We start from the raw sequence: 12,728 nt of genomic DNA on the forward strand, positions 1-12,728 counted from the left end.
GGCGGTGACCCGCGACGGCGCTGCCGCCGGACTCTGCGCCGACTGCCGGCACGCCCGCCGGATCGCCACCCGCCGCGGCTCGCTCTTCCTGCTCTGCGATCGCGCCGCCAGCGACGCCCGCTACCACCGCTATCCGCCCCTGCCCGTCGTCCGCTGCCCCGGTCACGAGCCGAACCCGCCGCCGCCCGATCCCGCGGACGCCTGACGGCCGCCGTGTCCGAGCACCAGCCCGCCGCCGCACTGCTGGCGCTGCGCCCGCTGCGGGCGATCGTCACCCTCGCCGCGCCGACGACCGCGGTGATGCTGATCGCCGCGCTGTCGAACATCCTCCACACCTACTTCGTCAGCCGCCTCGGCGACGAGGCCATCGCCGCGGTGTCGCTGGTCTTCCCGATCGTCATGATCCTGATCACCGTCGTCTCCGGCGGTCTCGGCACCGGCGTCGCCTCCGGCATCGCGCGCGCCCTCGGCGCCGGCCGCGCCGGCGACGCCCGCGCCATCGCCGAACACGCCATCGTCATCACCACCGCCCTCGCCGTCGGCGGCAGCGTGGCGAGCGAGATCGGCGCCCGCGCGCTGTTCAGGCTGATGGGCGGCACCGGCGCCGTGCTCGACCAGGCGACCCTGTTCTCGCGCGTGCTGTTCGGCGGCCTGCTGATCAGCTTCACCGTCGGCACCTTCGACTCCATCCTGCGCGGCGCCGGCAACGTCCGCGTGCCGGCGATGTGCTCCACCCTGTCGCTGCTGCTGCAGATCGCCTTCACGCCGCTGTTCATGTTCCATTTCAACCTCGGGCTGGTCGGCGCGCCGCTGGCGACGCTCACCGGCCAGGCGATCGGCCTGGTACCCCGCTCCCGCTTCATCTTCGGCGCCCGCAGCCCGGTGCGCCCAGGCCTGGTGCCGCGCCGCCTCCAGGCGCGGCACTTCCGCGAGATCCTGCGCGTCGGCATCCCGGCGTCGCTCTCGGCGGCGCTCAACTACATCACGCTCATGGTGCTGACCGGCACGGTGGCGCGCTTCGGCGATGTCTACCTCGCCGCCTACGGCCTCGGATCGCGGCTCGACTTCCTGCTCTTCTCGCTCGGCTTCGGCGTCGCCGCCGCCGGCCTGACCTTGGTCGGCATGGCCGTCGGCGCTGGCCGTCGCGAGCTGGTGCGCGGTTACGTGGCGCAATCGGCGCTGGTCGCGGTGGCGGTGGTCGCCATCCCGGCGGTGATCGTCATCGTGCGCCCGAGCTGGTGGATCGGCGCCTTCAGCGACGCGCCGGCGATCCACGGCATCGGCGCCGACTACTTCCACATCGTCGGCCCGACCTACTTCTTCATCGTGGTCAGCATGGTCGTCGCCTCGTCGTTCCAGGCGCTGGCCCGCGCCGTCATCCCGCTGGCGGTGATGGTGGCGCGCGTGGTGCTGGTGCTCGCCGCCGCCCTGCTCGCCATCAACACCTTCCATGCCCAGGCGCAGACGATCTTCGTCATCATCGCCGTCGCCAACGTCGTCTCGTGCCTGGTACTGGTCCTGCTCTTCTGGCGCGCCCTCGGCGCCACGCGCGACGCCTAGACGCGACCGCGAGCCACAAGCGGCGGGACACGTGGGCGTCCCCAATTTGGGAACGCCTCCACCGTGACCGGTGGCTGCGAGGTCGTCTCAGAACAGGAAGTCCCAGGCCTCGTTCAGCGATGCGACGCCGCGCAGCTCGACGTCGCGCAGGGAGGGGAGCTGCTGGCGCGAGGTCTCGGGCAGGATGCAACGCCTGAAGCCGAGCTTGCCGCCTTCGCGCACGCGCGCCTCCGCCTGGCCGATGGCGCGCACCTCGCCGGCGAGGCCGACCTCGCCGATGATCAGCGTGTGCGGGTCGATGGGCTTGTCGAGGAAGCTCGAGGCGACCGCCACCAGCGCGGCCAGGTCGGCCGCGGGTTCGTCGAGCCGCACGCCGCCGGCGACGTTGACGAAGATGTCCTGGCCGGTGAGCTGCAGCCCCATCTTCTTCTCCAGGATCGCCACCAGCAGGGCGATGCGATTGTGGTCCATGCCGAGCGTCGTCCGCCGCGCCGTGCCGAGCGAGCTGGCCGACACCAGGGCCTGGATCTCGACCAGGATCGGCCGCGTCCCCTCGATGCTCGCCACCACCACCGATCCCGGCACGTCCACCGGCCGCTCGGCAAGGAACAACGCCGAGGGATTCGACACCGCCTGCAGGCCCTGCTCCTTCATCTCGAAGACGCCGATCTCGTTGGTCGACCCGAAGCGATTCTTCACCGCGCGCAGGATGCGGAAGGAGTGGCCGCGATCGCCCTCGAAGTAGAGCACCGTGTCGACCATGTGCTCGAGGACGCGCGGCCCGGCGAAGGCGCCCTCCTTGGTGACGTGGCCGACCAGCACGATCGCCTGTCCGCTGCGTTTGGCGAACTGCACCAACTGCGCCGCGCTCTCCCGCACCTGGCCGATGCTGCCCGGCGCCGAGGCGAAGTGCTCGGTGAACATCGTCTGGATCGAATCGACGGCGAGGATCGCAGGGGCGAGGGCGCGCGCCTGCTCGAGGATGCGTTCGACGTTGGTCTCGGCCAGCACGAGCAGCGTCGGCTCCGCGATGCCCAGACGGTCGGCGCGCATCTTCACCTGCTGCGGGGACTCCTCGCCGGTGACATAGAGCGCCTGCCCCTGGCGTGCGAGCTGCGCCAGCGCCTGCAGGACCAGCGTCGACTTGCCGATGCCGGGGTCGCCGCCGATCAGGATCACCGCCCCGGGGACGACGCCCCCGCCGAGCACGCGATCGAGCTCGCCGATGCCGCACGAGCTGCGCCGCTCGCTCGCCGCCGCCAGCGCGGTGATCGGCTCCGCCGCCGGCCGCTCCGCCGCGACCACACGCCCCGCGCCCTTGGGCGCGGCGGCCAGGCGCTCCTCGACCAAGGTGTTCCATTCGCCGCAGTCGGCGCAGCGACCGAGCCAGCGCGGCGCCTGCGCGCCGCAGCTCTGACAGACGAAGACGCTGCGCTCCTTGGCCATCGCCAGCACAGCTAGCCTGAACGGCGCGGGCGTCCAACCGTGCAGGGCATCGCTCGCGTGCCGGTAGCCGCGGCATCGGTGGCCGCGGCTACCGGCCCACCAGACGGCTGCGACCGTCGAGGTCCGCGGGGATGGGCACGCCGAGCATGTCGAGCACGGTGGGCGCGACGTCGGCGATATGGGCGCCGGCGAGATCGGCGGGCGCGCCGGCGATGCACAACCAACCGTCTGGCCCGTGCCCCCCGGTGCGATAGTCGCCGTGCGCGCCGAAGACGGTTCCGTAGCCGGGCGAATGGAGCGCCGGGATCGGCGCCGCGGGACTCCAGTAGCCGACCACGTCGGGCAGCACGTCGCGCGCCTCGCGCTCGTACAGCTCGTCGATGATGGCGACGTGCGCGAGCGCCGCCTCGCCCGTCGCCGGGTTGATCAGCTCGCGCATTCGCGTCGCCAGGAAGTCGCGCAACGCTTCGTACTCCCGTCCCGGCTGGACGCGTCCGTGGGGATCGCGGCCGACGAGGTTGATGCGCAACGCCGGCGTCATCTCGTTGTTCGGCACCTGGTAGGCGCGGGCGCCGACGTCGAGCGCGATCACGCCCATGAACCGGCACAGCAGCGCCTCGCCGAGGCGTCGGGGCAAGCGGCGCTTGACGGCGTACTGCAGCGGCAGCGGCACCGCCTCGCGCGCCCGCTTGAGCCACGGCTGGCGCGCGCGCTGGTGCGTGGCGCGTGCCGGGTCGGGGGCGCGATCCTGCGGCTCGTGCATCCCCCACAGCCGCAGCAGCGCCGGGATGAGGTCGCGTCCGTGGTACTGCGGCCGCATGCCCTGGTTGGAGAAGACGAGGACACGCGCCTCGGGTCCGGCGGTGGCGATGAGCTCGGCGATCGCCGCGTCGACCGCGGTGTAGACCTCGCGCAGGGTGGCGCCGAGCTCGGCATCGGGGTGGTGCAGCGGGTGCGACGGATCATGGAAGTGCCAGAGGTTGTGCCCGGCGCAGTGCGGCTCGGAAAAGACGGCGAAGAAGAGATCCCACTCGCCGCCGCGCGCCAGGTCGAGCAGCAACCGCCGGCGCGCGGCGACGCCGTCGAGTAGGCGGCGCCGCAGGCGGCGGTAACTGCGTTGGCCGCGGCCATGGTCGTCGCAATTCGGCAGCGGATAGGGGCCGTGCCGGGCGATCAGCGCGTCCGCCAGCTCGGGCGGCGCGCTGCGCAGCGCGCTGTTGAAGCCGTGCGCGCCCCAGCCGACGACGTGCACGCCGTCCGCCGGCGGCGCGAGCTCGATCTTGGGCGTGTCGACGACGATGCACCGCCGCTGGTGCCGAGCGGCGGTGACCCAGAACGGATCGCAGGGCAGCGTATGGTCGGCGACCTCGAGCGTCGGCCGATCGCGCCGCGGTTGGATGAAGAAGTAGCGACCGACCCGCGGCGGGCGCACGCCGGTGTAGGCGGTGAGCATCGCCGGGTCGGGAAACTGGCGTGATCCGGTCTCGAGTTGCCCGGCGTCGCCGCCGGCGACGAGGCGGCGCAGGGTCGGCAGGTCGCCGGAATCGCACCAGCGGCGGAGCAGCGAGGGTTCCGCTGCATCGAGCCCGATCACCACCGTTCGCGGTTGCGCCACCCTCGCTCCCTGACAACGACCGCGCGCGCAGTCAACGCGGCGCGGGCGCGCCGGTCGCTTGCGATCGCCCCGGGGGGCGTCTAACGATGGCGGTCATGCGCCACGACGACGTCTTCGCGGCGGAGTTGGCGCGCCTGCGCGCGGCTGGGCTGGAACGCTCGCTGCGGGCGGTCGACGGAGCGCAGGACACGGCGATCCTGGTGGGCGGCCGGCGCGTCCTGTCCCTCTGCTCCAACAACTATCTCGGCCTGGCCAACCATCCCGAGGTGATCGAGGCCGCGGTCGCGGCGGCGCGCGCCGCCGGCATGGGATCCGGCGCGTCGCGCCTGATCTCCGGCTCGATGCGCGAGCTGCATCGCCTGGAGGAACGGCTGGCGGCCTTCAAGCGCACCGCCGCCTGCCTGCTGTTCACCTCCGGCTACCAGGCCAACCTCGGGGTCATCACCGCTCTGGTCGGCCCCGGCGACGCCGTGTTCAGCGACGCCCTCAACCACGCCAGCCTGATCGACGGCTGCCGGCTGTCGCGCGCCGCCGTCCACGTGTACCCGCACGCGGACGTCGCCGCGCTGGACGAGCGCCTGCGCGCCGTGCCGGCGAAGCGCCGCCTCATCGTCACCGATTCGATCTTCAGCATGGACGGCGATGCGGCGCCGCTGGCGGCGATCTGCGCGCTGGCCGAACGGCACGGCGCCATGGTGATGGTCGACGAGGCGCACGCCACCGGCGTGCTCGGCGCGCGCGGCGCCGGGTTGGTCGACGCGCTCGGCCTGCACGACCGGGTGACGGTGCAGATGGGCACGCTCGGCAAGGCGCTGGGAACGTTCGGCGCCTATGTCGCCGGCAGCCGGGCCCTCGTCGATCTGCTGATCAACACCGCCCGCACCGCCATCTTCACCACCGCCCTGCCGCCGCCGGTGGCGGCCGCGGCCGGGGCCGCGCTGACCATCGTCGAGCGCGAACCCGAGCGGCGCGCCGCGCTGCGCCGCAATGCCGCGCGCTTGCGGGCGGGCCTGCTGTCGCTCGGCTTCGAGGTGCCGGGCGACCCCGAGAGCCATATCCTGCCGATCATGGTCGGCGAGGCGGCGACGACGATGGCGCTGTCCACGGCGTTGCTCCAACGCGGCGTCTTCGCGCACGGCATCCGGCCGCCGACGGTGCCGGAGGGCACCGCCCGCCTGCGCGCGACCGCCATGGCCACGCACCGCGAGGCCGAGATCGACGCCGCGCTCGCGGCCTTCGCGGACCTGGCGCCGGCGCGCCGGCGGGCGGCGCAATGAGCCGGCCGACGACCGCCGAGCTGGCGGCCTGGGACCGCCAGTACCTGTGGCATCCCTTCACGCAGATGCGCGATTGGCTGGCCGAGACGCCGATCGTCATCGAGCGCGGCGAGGGCAACTACCTCGTCGACACCGATGGCAGGCGCTACCTCGACGGCGTGTCATCGCTGTGGTGCAACGTCCACGGCCACCGCAAGCGCGAGCTCGACGAGGCCCTGGCGGCGCAGACGGCGCGCATCGCCCACAGCACCATGCTCGGGCTGGCGAACGTGCCGGCGACCGAGCTCGCCAAGCGCCTGATCGAGGTCGCGCCGACCCCGCTCACCCGCGTCTTCTATTCCGATGCCGGCGCCACCGCGGTGGAGATCGCTCTCAAGCTGGCGCTGCAGTACTGGCAACTGTGCGGCGAGCCGCAACGCACCCGGTTCGTCTCGCTCACCGAGGGCTACCACGGCGACACCCTGGGCGCGGTCGGGGTCGGCTACAGCGACGCGTTCCACCGCTTCTTCCGCCCGGTGATCACGCCGGCGCTGCGCATCGACCCCCCGCACGTGTTCCGCTGGCAGCAACGCCAGTCGCCGGCGCGCGCCCTCGAGCTGGCGATCGCCGACGCCGAACGCGTCTTCGCCGCGCACGGTGGAGAGGTGGCGGCGCTGATCGTCGAGCCGCTGATGCAGGGCGCGGCGGGCATGTGGGCGCAGCCGCTCGGGTACCTGCCGGCGCTGCGCGACCTCAGCCGCCGGCACGGCGCCCTGCTCATCTGCGACGAGGTGGCCACCGGCTTCGGCCGCACCGGCCGCCTGTTCGCCGTCGAGCACGAGGGCATCGCCCCGGACCTGCTCTGTCTCGGCAAAGGCATCACCGGCGGCTACCTGCCGCTCGCCGCCACCCTCGCCAGCGAGGCGATCTTCGAGGCCTTCCTGTCCCCCTACGAGCGTTTCGAAGCCTTCTTCCACGGCCACACCTACACCGGGAATCCACTCGCCTGCGCCGTCGCCCTCGCCAACCTCGACGTGTTCGCCGCCGAGCAGGTCGTGCAGCGGTGCGCCGACCGGGCAGCCCACCTCGCCGGGCTGCTGGCCGAATCCACCGGACACCTGGCGTGCGTCGGCGACGTCCGCCAGTGGGGGCTGATGGTCGGCCTCGAGCTGGTCTGCGACCCCGAGGCCCGCACCCCGTTCGACCCGGCCCTGCGCGTCGGGCACCGGGTGATCCAGGCCGCCCGGCAGCGCGGCGTGATGCTACGCCCCCTGGGCAACGTCATCATCCTGATGCCGCCCCTCAGCATCACCCCCGAGGAGCTGGAAACCCTGGTCCGCGTGACCGCCGAGTCGATCCAATCGATCGCCGGCACCTAGGATTCGTCGTGGGCTCCACGAGCGCCCACACCGGGAGTGTCAGGAATCGGGTCTTTCCGACACACTGGACACTTCTTTGGCACTTGCTTCGTGCCTTTTGCACACCGTCTGACCACAAGGCCACAAATTCATGCCACTCCCCTTGTAGGCACCGCGATTGCTTCTATGCTAGAGATCACATCGGACGGAGCGAGCGATGCCGAGAGCACATTCGCTGAGGCGCTACGAGGACACCGACGAGCTGGTGAATGACCGGCTTCCGGGGATGCCGTTGCTCGGGTTCCTGACGGGTACGGTATTGAGCCTGGCGCTGTGGGCCGGGCTGGCGATGCTGGCCTGGGCCACCTGAGCCGCCAGACGGCTTCTGAGCCAATTGCCCCTATGGTAGGCAGATCCGCGAGGATCTGCCGCTGTCACGCTGTTTCCTGATCACCGGTACCGACACGGGTATCGGCAAAACGACCGTCGCGAGCGCCATCGCGGCGGCCCTCCGGCGCAGGCGCTGCCGCGTCGGGGTGATGAAACCGGCCGAGACCGGCTGTGACGCCGATGCGCATGGCAGATCGCATGCGGCGGACGCGGAACGACTGCGCTGGTTCGCCGGCAGCCCAGACCCCCCAGAGGTCATCTGCCCCTTCCCGCTCCGCGATCCGCTCGCTCCGGCGCTCGCCGCTCGCCGGCAGGGCGTCGCCTTCGATCTCGATGAGATTGCCGCCTTGGTCGATCGCTTCGCCCGGCGCTGGGACGTCGGGCTCGTCGAGGGAGCGGGTGGCCTGCTCGTGCCGCTCGCTGGGCGGACAACCTTCGCCGACCTGGCTGCCCGCTGCCGCCTGCCGCTGCTGGTCGTCGTCGGCAACCGGCTCGGCTGCGTCAATCATGCCGCGCTGACGATGCGCTGCGCCGAGACGGCCGGCCTCGACGTCGTCGGCTACGTCGTCAACACGCTGCAGCCCGCGGCCGACATGGCGATGCAGACCAACGTCGAGTTGCTGCACGACACCCTCGGCCCATCGCTCGGCGTCTTTCCCTGGGTCGGCGAAACGTCGTGCGACGAGGCGAGCCGCGACCGGCTGGCGGACCTGGCCGAGAGGACCCTGCGGCTGGAACAGCTCGTCCCTGGACGCGGGGACGCGGAGGCTCGACGCTAGCCCAGCCGGCGCGCAGCGCGGCGGCGGCGCCCTCAGAGCGCCGCCGCGATGGCGGCCTGATAGACGAGCTTGAGCGCCACGCCGTGCTCGCGCGCGAGGCGGCGGCAGTCTTCGTATTCGGGGGCGATGTTGCGGGTCCCATCCGGCGCCGTGGCGATCTTCACCCGCACCGGGCCGTACGGCGTCTCGACGTCGATGATCTGGCGCGGCAGGACGGCGCGCCGCACGGTGTGGAAGCGCAGGCCGATCGCGGTCGTCTCGCGCAGGATCGCGCCCGCCACCGCGTCGCGCGCGCCAGCATCGGCCAGGGCATACAGCACCACGCCGGGGCGCTGCTTCTTCATGAAGGCCGGCACCAACCAGGCATCGCGCGCGCCCGCCGTGAACACCGCCTCGAGCGCGTGCGCGTAGAGCTCGGGGTTGGCATCGTCGATCGTCGCGGCGACTTCCACCAGCTCCTCGCCAGCCAACGGCGCCTCGACGCGCGCCAGCAGCAGGCGCAGCACATTCGGCCGGTCGGTGAGCGTCCGCGTGCCGGCCCCGTAGCCGACCGCCTCGATCCGCAGGGGCGGCAGCGGTTGCGCGGGATCGACGAGCGCGGCGACGATCGCCGCGCCGGTGGGCGTCACCAACTCCGCCGCGCCATCGCCGACCCGCACCGGCAGGCCGCGCAGCAGCTCGACCGTCGCGGGACCCGGCACCGGGATGACCCCGTGCTGCGACCGTGTGAGCCCGGTCCCGAGCGGCAGCGACGACGCGTAGACGGCCTCGACGCCGAGCGCGTGCAACCCGATCGCGGTGCCGACGATGTCGACGATCGAGTCCACCGCGCCCACCTCGTGGAACGTCACCGACTCGGCGGCAACCCCGTGCACCCGCCCCTCGGCCTCGGCGAGCCGGGCGAAGATCGCCAGCGCCGTTTCCCGGACCCGCGGCGCCAGGCGGCTGTCCTCGATCATGCGCCGTATCTCGCCGTAGGCCCGGTGGTCGTGCGAGTGGTCGTGCTCCCGCGCCTGTCGAGGCTCGATCTCGACCTCGAATTTCACCGCCGCAATGGCGTGTACCAGTCGCGGCGTGGCGCGCAGCGCATAGCCCTGCAGCGGCAACGCCGCCAGCTCGGCACGCACGTGTTCGAGGTCGAGGCCGAGCGCCAGCAGCGCGCCGATCGTCATGTCGCCGCTGACGCCGGCGAAGGCATCGAAGTAGAGCGCTCGCATCGCTGCGCCAGCGATAGTGCACCGGTCCCGGGCGGGCAATCCGCCGCCCCACGCCAGCCCGCGCCCGGCGGTGGTTGGGCGCGTCACTGGCACGCGCGTACCTGGTGCGCGTCCCCGCTGCGTGTCGCTGCTGCGTGTCGCTGCGTGTCACTGCGTGTCGCTGCGTTGACTCCTCCGGCTAACGTGTGTTAGCCGCGCGGCAGGATGGCAAAGCCGCAGGCGGCGACTCCGCCCGAGCCCGAGGCGCGGCGCGATCAGGTGCTGCGCGCGGCCGAGGCGCTCTTCGCGCGCGGCGGCTACCACGGTGTCGGCCTGCGCGAGATCGCCGCCCAGGTCGGCATCCGCGCGCCGTCGCTGTTCAAGCACTTCCCGAGCAAGCACGCGCTCTACAACGCGGTGCTGCGCAACATCTTCACCCGCCTGTCGGAGGTGAGCGCGCGGCTCGAGGGCGAAGGGCCGTTCGCGCAGCGGCTCGAGGAGTTCGTCTACAGCTACGTCGATCTCGTCGCCACCGACCCCAACGTCTCGCAGTTGCTCTTCCGCGAGATGATGGAGCACTCGGACGAGATGGATCCCGACACGCGCTCGGCCGCGTTCGAGATCTACCGCCGCATCGACGCCTTTCTCGAGGCCGGCCAGCGCGCCGGCCAGTTCCGCCAGGTCGATCGCTTCCGCTTTCAGGTCGCGCTCACCGGCGCCATCCTCTACCACAGCCTGGCGGCGCGTCCGTATTCCGCCATCCTGAACCGGGTGGCGCCGCCGGACCGCTCGGCGTGGAAGCGCACCGTGCTCGACCTGGCGCGCGGCGCGCTGCTGGCACCGCCGAGCCTGGCGCGCCGGCGGACGCGGCCCCACCGCTGAGCGGCGAGACCATGTCGACGGCCGCCGCCGAGCTCGTCCAGGGCGCCATCGACATGCACTGCCACCACGGCCCCGATCCGCATCGCGCGCGCTCGGTCGACGCCGAGGAAGCGGCGCGCGAGGCCGACGCGATCGGCATGCGCGCCCTGGTGCTGAAGAGCCACGCCTACCCGACGGGGCCGATCGCCATCCTGATGCAGAAACAGGTGCAGCGGCTGCGCGTCTTCGGCGGCATCTGCTGCGACTTCGAGGTCGGTGGGCTCAACCCCGCCGCCGTCGAGGTCGCCCTGCGCACCGGCGCCAAGGTGGTCTGGATGCCGACCTTCTCGTCGATTCCGGACCGCCGCAAGCTGCGCCTCCCCGGACCCGGGATCGCGCTGCTCGACAGCCGCGGCACGCCGGTGTCGCCGGTGCACGAGATCCTGCGCCTGGCCAAGGCGCACGACGCCGTCGTCGCCACCGGACACGTCGACCTGCCGGAGCTCTTCGCGCTCGCCGACGCCTGCCGCGCCATCGGCGTGAAGCTGGTGATGACGCACGCCCTGGAGACCCAGATCGGCGCCGATCACACCCTGGCGCACGTCGTCGAAATGGCGGATCGCGGCGCGGTCATCGAGTTCACCTACCTGAGCTGCATGCCGGGCGGATTCGCCGCGACGCACGCGCCCTCGACCTTCGCCCGTGCCATGGCCACCGTCGGGCCGGCGCGCGCCATCATGTCGACCGACTTCGGCCAGGAGCGCAGCCCGCACCCGGCCATCGGCATGCGGCTGTTCATCGACGAGATGCTGCGCGCCGGCCTCGGCGCGGATGACATCGACCTGATGGCCCGTCGCAATCCGGGACGCCTCCTGGGTCTCTGAGCGAGCCCCCCGCACCGATCACGCGCCTCGCACGGCGGGAGCGGACGCGACCGCAAGACCCGCGCTCAGTCCCGCCCGTCGATCGATCGCTTCAGGTTGGCGAGCGTCGCCCGGCCCTCGCGTTCCAGGCGGCGGACGACGGCGCCGGCGAAGGGGCGCAGCAGCAACGGCGGCGCGTAGTAGATGGCGTAGGTGACGCGGCTGCCGTCGCGGATGGGAGCGATCTGCCAGTCCTCGAGCAGGGCGCGGGCGAAGGGCAGATTCGCGTCGATGACGGTGAAGGCGAACCGGCGTCCCGGTTCCCAGGCGACGAAGCATTCGACGAGATACAGCGCGCCGACCTGGACGGCGCGCACCGCGCCGATGCCATGCGGCGGCGAGGTGATCCATTCGCCGCGCACGGCCGGGCCGAAGCGGCGCGGCCAGCTCTCGAGATCGCCGAGCGCTTCGAACACCGCCGCCGGCGGCGCCGCGATGTCGGCGTCGCGGATGCAGGCATGGGGAGCGCGGGCGGCGAACGCGAGGTCGACCGGCTGCAACCGCATCGCTCACTGCACCAGCGCGGCGACGATCCGAGCCAACTCCTCGAGGTGGTCATCGAAGAAGTGGGTGGCGCCGTCGATCACGTGCAGCGAGGTCGCGGCGGCCGCGGCGCCGGCGCGCAGCGCCTCGAGATCGGCCAGCGGCGCCAGGTCGTCGCGCGTGCCATGGATGAAGTCGATCGGCTTCCCGCACGCCGCGAGCGCCGCCGCGGTGAGCCAGCGCGCGGGCGTGCCGACGGCGATCAGCCGCTGCACGCGCGGATCGGGGCAGTCAACGCGGAGCGCGATCGAGGCGCCGAAGGAGAAGCCGGCGACGACTACCTGGCGCGCCGCCGGCTGCCGCGCCAGCAGCCAGTCGAGCGCGGTGCGCGCGTCCTCGGCCTCGCCGCGCCCCTCGTCGTAGCCGCCGCTGCTGCCCGCGACGCCGCGGAAGTTGAAGCGCAGGGTGAGGAGCCCCGCCTGCTCGAGCGCCTTGGCGATCCGGTACACCACCTTGTTGTGCATCGTGCCGCCGTAGAGCGGGTGCGGGTGCAGCACCAGGGCGACGCGCTCGGCGCGATCGCTCGCCGGCCGGTAGATGGCTTCCAACTGCCCGTGCGGGGCGGGAATCAACACGCGGCCGACGAAGGACATGGAGACACCGATGAACACCGACTCCCGCCCCACCGCCCACCGATGAACACGAAGCCCCACGCCGCCCATCGGCGGGGAAAGGTCGCGAAGACCCCAGGACGCCGAGCGCGTGCGGGGCGGATCGGCTCCGCGTTCATCGCTGCGGGGTGGCGCGGGGATCGGCGTCCATCCGTGGATTATGGAGACACCGATGAACACCGACTCCCGC

The 12,728-nt window shown here is 72.3% G+C and carries 13 protein-coding genes; 8 read left to right on the forward strand and 5 right to left on the reverse strand.

All coding sequences use genetic code 11. The annotated features are described in order from the left end of the window. The first annotated feature begins 4 nt into the window (after positions 1-4). Positions 5-205, forward strand: coding sequence for a hypothetical protein (locus KF840_13325; GenBank protein ID MBX3025883.1), 201 nt, complete (start codon positions 5-7; stop codon positions 203-205). Between the two features lie 8 nt (positions 206-213). Continuing rightward, on the forward strand, positions 214-1,560 hold the full coding sequence (locus KF840_13330) for an MATE family efflux transporter (GenBank protein MBX3025884.1): 1,347 nt from the start codon (positions 214-216) through the stop codon (positions 1,558-1,560). A gap of 87 nt (positions 1,561-1,647) precedes the next feature. On the opposite strand, the gene radA is transcribed toward KF840_13330, so the two are convergent. Together radA and KF840_13340 are read right to left on the reverse strand one after the other, a co-directional pair. Continuing rightward, positions 1,648-3,006, reverse strand: a complete 1,359-nt coding sequence (gene radA, locus KF840_13335; GenBank protein MBX3025885.1) for a DNA repair protein RadA — start codon at positions 3,004-3,006, stop codon at positions 1,648-1,650. 88 nt (positions 3,007-3,094) lie between these two features. Continuing rightward, positions 3,095-4,621 carry an alkaline phosphatase family protein gene (locus KF840_13340; protein MBX3025886.1) on the reverse strand — a complete coding sequence of 509 codons (1,527 nt, stop codon included), beginning with the start codon at positions 4,619-4,621 and terminating at the stop codon, positions 3,095-3,097. Between the two features lie 95 nt (positions 4,622-4,716). Between KF840_13340 and bioF the strand changes: the two genes are divergently transcribed. From bioF to bioD, 4 genes are all read left to right on the forward strand, one after another. Further along, positions 4,717-5,898: an 8-amino-7-oxononanoate synthase gene (gene bioF / locus KF840_13345; GenBank protein ID MBX3025887.1), complete on the forward strand. Its 1,182-nt coding sequence runs from the start codon at positions 4,717-4,719 to the stop codon at positions 5,896-5,898. After that, positions 5,895-7,256, forward strand: a complete 1,362-nt coding sequence (gene bioA, locus KF840_13350; protein ID MBX3025888.1) for an adenosylmethionine--8-amino-7-oxononanoate transaminase — start codon at positions 5,895-5,897, stop codon at positions 7,254-7,256. Before bioF ends, bioA begins: the two co-directional genes overlap by 4 nt. A gap of 196 nt (positions 7,257-7,452) precedes the next feature. Next, on the forward strand, positions 7,453-7,605 hold the full coding sequence (locus KF840_13355; protein ID MBX3025889.1) for a hypothetical protein: 153 nt from the start codon (positions 7,453-7,455) through the stop codon (positions 7,603-7,605). A gap of 43 nt (positions 7,606-7,648) precedes the next feature. Beyond that, positions 7,649-8,404 carry a dethiobiotin synthase gene (gene bioD / locus KF840_13360; GenBank protein ID MBX3025890.1) on the forward strand — a complete coding sequence of 252 codons (756 nt, stop codon included), beginning with the start codon at positions 7,649-7,651 and terminating at the stop codon, positions 8,402-8,404. A gap of 32 nt (positions 8,405-8,436) precedes the next feature. On the opposite strand, the gene larC is transcribed toward bioD, so the two are convergent. Further along, the gene (gene larC, locus KF840_13365; protein ID MBX3025891.1) at positions 8,437-9,621 is read right to left on the reverse strand and encodes a nickel pincer cofactor biosynthesis protein LarC; all 1,185 of its coding nucleotides are present in this window, start codon (positions 9,619-9,621) and stop codon (positions 8,437-8,439) included. Between the two features lie 204 nt (positions 9,622-9,825). Between larC and KF840_13370 the strand changes: the two genes are divergently transcribed. Both KF840_13370 and KF840_13375 read left to right on the forward strand, forming a co-directional pair. Then, on the forward strand, positions 9,826-10,482 hold the full coding sequence (locus tag KF840_13370; protein MBX3025892.1) for a TetR/AcrR family transcriptional regulator: 657 nt from the start codon (positions 9,826-9,828) through the stop codon (positions 10,480-10,482). Between the two features lie 11 nt (positions 10,483-10,493). Continuing rightward, positions 10,494-11,345 carry a hypothetical protein gene (locus tag KF840_13375; protein MBX3025893.1) on the forward strand — a complete coding sequence of 284 codons (852 nt, stop codon included), beginning with the start codon at positions 10,494-10,496 and terminating at the stop codon, positions 11,343-11,345. Positions 11,346-11,410: 65 nt separating this feature from the next. On the opposite strand, the gene KF840_13380 is transcribed toward KF840_13375, so the two are convergent. Together KF840_13380 and KF840_13385 are read right to left on the reverse strand one after the other, a co-directional pair. Further along, positions 11,411-11,890, reverse strand: a complete 480-nt coding sequence (locus KF840_13380) for an SRPBCC family protein (protein ID MBX3025894.1) — start codon at positions 11,888-11,890, stop codon at positions 11,411-11,413. A 3-nt stretch (positions 11,891-11,893) separates the two neighbouring features. Next, positions 11,894-12,520 carry a dienelactone hydrolase family protein gene (locus KF840_13385; GenBank protein ID MBX3025895.1) on the reverse strand — a complete coding sequence of 209 codons (627 nt, stop codon included), beginning with the start codon at positions 12,518-12,520 and terminating at the stop codon, positions 11,894-11,896. Positions 12,521-12,728 lie beyond the last annotated feature (208 nt).

Source organism: bacterium, from assembly GCA_019637795.1.
Classification (GTDB): domain Bacteria; phylum Desulfobacterota; class Binatia; order HRBIN30; family CADEER01; genus JAHBUY01.

What these genes read in the sequence shown, in the direction of transcription:
- KF840_13385 (MBX3025895.1), bottom strand. Translation starts at nt 12,520, where the DNA reads ATGTCCTTCGTCGGCCGCGTGTTGATTCCCGCCCCGCACGGGCAGTTG.
- KF840_13355 (MBX3025889.1), top strand. Translation starts at nt 7,453, where the DNA reads ATGCCGAGAGCACATTCGCTGAGGCGCTACGAGGACACCGACGAGCTG.
- KF840_13370 (MBX3025892.1), top strand. Translation starts at nt 9,826, where the DNA reads ATGGCAAAGCCGCAGGCGGCGACTCCGCCCGAGCCCGAGGCGCGGCGC.
- larC (MBX3025891.1), bottom strand. Translation starts at nt 9,621, where the DNA reads ATGCGAGCGCTCTACTTCGATGCCTTCGCCGGCGTCAGCGGCGACATG.
- bioF (MBX3025887.1), top strand. Translation starts at nt 4,717, where the DNA reads ATGCGCCACGACGACGTCTTCGCGGCGGAGTTGGCGCGCCTGCGCGCG.
- bioA (MBX3025888.1), top strand. Translation starts at nt 5,895, where the DNA reads ATGAGCCGGCCGACGACCGCCGAGCTGGCGGCCTGGGACCGCCAGTAC.
- KF840_13375 (MBX3025893.1), top strand. Translation starts at nt 10,494, where the DNA reads ATGTCGACGGCCGCCGCCGAGCTCGTCCAGGGCGCCATCGACATGCAC.
- KF840_13380 (MBX3025894.1), bottom strand. Translation starts at nt 11,890, where the DNA reads ATGCGGTTGCAGCCGGTCGACCTCGCGTTCGCCGCCCGCGCTCCCCAT.
- radA (MBX3025885.1), bottom strand. Translation starts at nt 3,006, where the DNA reads ATGGCCAAGGAGCGCAGCGTCTTCGTCTGTCAGAGCTGCGGCGCGCAG.